General features: G+C 36.7%; 1 protein-coding gene. It reads right to left on the reverse strand.

What is annotated here, in order from left to right; genetic code table 11:
• Positions 1-3: 3 nt before the first annotated feature.
• Positions 4-3,312: a hypothetical protein gene (locus ENL20_05515; protein ID HHE38014.1), complete on the reverse strand. Its 3,309-nt coding sequence runs from the start codon at positions 3,310-3,312 to the stop codon at positions 4-6.
• Positions 3,313-4,473 lie beyond the last annotated feature (1,161 nt).

Genomic DNA, 4,473 nt, shown 5'->3' on the forward strand with positions numbered 1-4,473 from the left:
GTTTTAATTACTTGCAGTCACCCGATAATATTTCGTATCTCCGGGAATTGCTTCACTCCATTCTGAAACTGCTCCTGTCCATTCTGAAATTGTGAAACTTCCATAAGGATCGGAATCGGAATAGACGGTGTAGGAAGTTGCTCCGGTTACATCATCCCAGTCGAGTTCAATATCTGATGAAGTAACTGTAATTGTAATACCAGCAGGTGCTTCGAGTGAAGGTGATGTAACAATTATATTTCGGGAAGGAGTTCCATCTACAATGCAATTATATGTTCCAGCAAAAGGTTCTGATATATCTTGAGACCAGTTAAGGTTTTGCGTTGTCTCTCCTGTGAAATCAGGACTATCCAAAATAGCTGAATCGAAATACCATTGATAGTTGGAGCCCGTTATATCAGAAATAAATGTAGTATTTCCCGAAATAACGCTTGAGTTTTCCAGAGTAATAGTTTGATCAATGGTTCCATCAAACTTATTGTAGTAGTTATTCCAGCTTCCGTTGTTTACAACATCACCTGAAATAAAAAGATTCATATATCTGGTATTCACATTTTCTATGGTGCCGTTATTTATGACATTCGCCATATTTACAGTAGGATGAGTGGATGCATGATTCCTGAAAGAACCGTTGATGGTCGTATCTCCTGTATAAGTTATGGTTCCGTATTGAGAAATAGTACCGGATAGAACAATATTACTTATTGATGCGTCTCTGAGATAGCTGTCTCCTTCAGAATGAATTTCTGCATTGTTACCACCGATAATATCGATGTTCCTATAATAATATGCACCATCTGTATACAAAGTATAACCTCCGGAAAGATCAAGTGATCCATTGTCCAAGAAATCAAATCGAGTATTAAAATACAGGTCGGAGTCGGCTATGATGTTATTCGCATTATTGTTTTGAAAAGTATATCCGTTAAAAACTGAAGCTCCACTACAACTTATATGCTGCACAGTCGATCCATCCAGAAAGGTATCTTCGTTCGTCCAGATACCATTATTCTCGATATCACCTGAAATATAGAGATCGAATGTTCTGTTGCCAAATTCTGTGATAGTTCCGTTATTTACCAGGGAACCGTTAACGTAAGCAGTTATATAGTAGCTTGTATGATTTGCCAAAGTACCTGTGACTACAACAGAATTTTCAAAAGTAACATTATTGTCTTGAAGATTACAAATTCCCTGCAGCTCTGTATCTTCCACCGAAAGTGTATACAGCCGTGAATCATTTATCATATTCAGTATAGAGCGTGTATTGTCTCCTGCTGTAACTACAGAACCATCGAAAAGTTTAGAAGTATCCATAAATAATGTGTTCCCATCTTGCAAGATTAAATTGTTACTGTTCAAATCAAAATCTACATCTATGAAATCTACATCAGAATCCAGATAGATATTTCCTCGAGTCGGATTTCCATAAAACTTTTCTCCAGTAAAAGGATTACCGGGTGTATTAGTAATATGTTGATCTGTGCCTGTAAGATAAGTATAATAATTCTCCCAAGTTCCGTTGTTGGTAATATCTCCACTGATATTTAATGTTGTTTGTCTTCCGTTCCAGTCTGTTATTATACCGTTATTTGTAAAATCACCGGCTACATTTAACACATTAGATGCAGAAATAAAATTAGTGATAGTTCCAGTATTAATGACATATCCTGGGAAGTCGCAGGTTCCATACATTTCGGTAATACCGGATAGAATGATGTCTTCTGCAGAACTGTAATAAAAATATGCACCATCAGACATATTCAGTTCAGTACCGTTCCCACCCAAAATGTAAATGTTGTATAAATATCCGTCCGAAACATTTAGATTATAACCGGCAGAAATATCCAGAACACCAATATTATTAAAGTCTACATTACAATCTACAAAAGAAATATCAGACCCTGCGATAAGGCTTCCTGTATTCGTGTTTGTGCAGTTGAGACCTGCAAAACTACTTCCTGAACCGCATACAATAGTTTGATCTGATGTACCTGCAAAGTTTGTATAGTGGTGTGTCCAGGTTCCGTTGTTGGTTACATCTCCTTCCAGATTAAGAGTAATGTATCTACTGTTCCAGTTGAAGATATCCCCGTTATTTACGAAATCACCTTCGATGCCCAAAACTGCCGATCCGCTAATGTAGTTCTTCATTATGCCATTATTTGTTAATAAACCGGTAAATGAAAAGTCTGCTCCCCAAAGGATTACTTCACCATCCAAGATAATATCTGATGCTTCAAGGTCATAAGCATATCTGCCATTGGACATATTGATTGTCGCACCATTACCTCCGATTACATTTAAGTCATAAAGAATACTATCATCTGCATAAAGGACAAATCCACCGGAGAGGTCAAGGATGCCAATATCTTGGAAGTCTACATCGCAACCTACAAAAGTAATATCTGAGCCGGCTATTATGCTTCCAGTATTCGTGTTGTCGCAATATAAACCAGCAAAGCTGCTACCCGCACCGCAAATGATGGTTTGATCTGTAGTTCCGGTAAAGTTAGTATAGTGATGCGTCCAGGTTCCGTTGTTGGTTACATCTCCTTCCAGATTAAGAGTAATGTATCTACAGTTCCAGTTGAAGATATCCCCGTTATTTACGAAATCACCTTCGATGCCCAAAACTGCCGATCCGCTAATGTAGTTTGTAATGGTTCCATTATTAATCAATGAACCAGTAAAATTGCAATCAGCTCCCCAGAGGATTACTTCTCCATCCAAGATAATGTCCGAAGCTTCCAGGTCATAAGCATAATCGCCATTAACCATATTGATAGTAGAACCATTCCCTCCAGTGATATTAAAATCATATAAAATGCTATCATCTGCATAAATATCGAATCCTCCGGAAAGGTCCAGGTTTCCTAAATCTTGAAAGTCTGCATTACAATTTGTAAAATTCAGGTCTCCTGTTGCAATTACATTACCTGTATTATTATTGTAGAAATGTGATCCTGAAAATGCTCCGGTTCCTCCGCAAGAAATATTCTGATCTGTAGTTCCATCCAGATGTGTATAATTATTGCTCCAGGAACCATTATTGGTAATATCACCTTGAAGCCGTACTGTTAAAGATCTTGTATTCCAATTGTAAATGGAGCCATTGTTGATAATATTTCCTGTAATAGTAAGCGTTGGGCTATGGTCCCTGTGATTTGTAATAGCTCCTGTTGCAGTGATCAACACATCATCATCTATAACAGTATGTTCACTTAAATACATTGTATAGTCGATGGTTACTAAAGAAATCAACTGAGCTGTGAATAAAACAAATAAGAGAAACAAACAAACCTTTTTCATAATTTCCTCCTTTAATAATTAAAATATTTCCCCAATTTTTTTTTTTTAGACAAAATAAGCAATGTTTATTTTGTTTTTTATATTTTTGTTGTTAAGTTCATTACTTATCGCTAATCTGTTTTATATCGCATTGGAATTACTTGATGAAATATTTGAGGAATTATTGCATAAATAATTTGTGATTGAAATTTATGTCCTCAGCTACAGTTTAATGATGAAAGATTCTGGATCAACTTTCGGAGATTCGGAATAGTCGATCACTTAGAAATCTATGTCTATAGGTTCTCCAATCTCTATCAATGTAATAGCATCTCAGTTTAAAATCTTCGAATAATATTTTTTAATTCTGTGATATTGTATGAAATACAAAAAAAATCATCGTTTAATCTTAATTATATTTGAGATCTATGCAAAAAAAGGAACAGGTTTTATCCTGCTCCTTTATCCTTTAATTACTCGCAGTTACGCGATAATACTTTATATCTGTAGGAATCGCTTCACTCCATTCAGAAACGGCTACAATTCCTTCATTTGTTGTGAAAGTTCCGTATGGATCCGTATCGGAATAAACAGTGTAAGAAGTTGCACCTGCTGCATCATCCCAATCGAGATTTACATTTCCACCAGAGATTTCGATAGTAAGATTTTGGGGAGTATCCGGTGCTGCTCCGGATTCGATTACAATAATATTTCTGGATAAACCTCCGCCTGTATCACAATCAAAAGTTCCAAACCAGCCGCTGGCTACAGGAACTTCCCAATCCAGTTGAGAGCCGGTTTCACCAACAAAATCAGGATCATTGAGGTTTGAACCGTTGAATCTCCATTGATAGGGAGCAACAGCGATATCAGAATCGAAGCGGACATCCGCAGTTATTTCGTTAGGATTCTCGATAGTGATAGTCTGGTCTATTGTTCCATTAACATAGTTTCGAGTATTGGTCCAACTTCCATTATTGGTAACATCCTGTTTCAGTTGAGTATAAAAAGTATATCCACTCGGATTATTCCTGACAGTTCCGTTATTGGTAAAGTCTCCATTCAAATAGAGGGTATGATTACCATAAACATTCTGTAAATAGCCGTTATTGACCACATCACCATTCATTGAAACACCATTATCAGCGATCAGGCAATTTCCTGAAAGCACAAGATCATCGA

This window comes from Candidatus Cloacimonadota bacterium, from assembly GCA_011372345.1.
Classification (GTDB): domain Bacteria; phylum Cloacimonadota; class Cloacimonadia; order Cloacimonadales; family TCS61; genus DRTC01.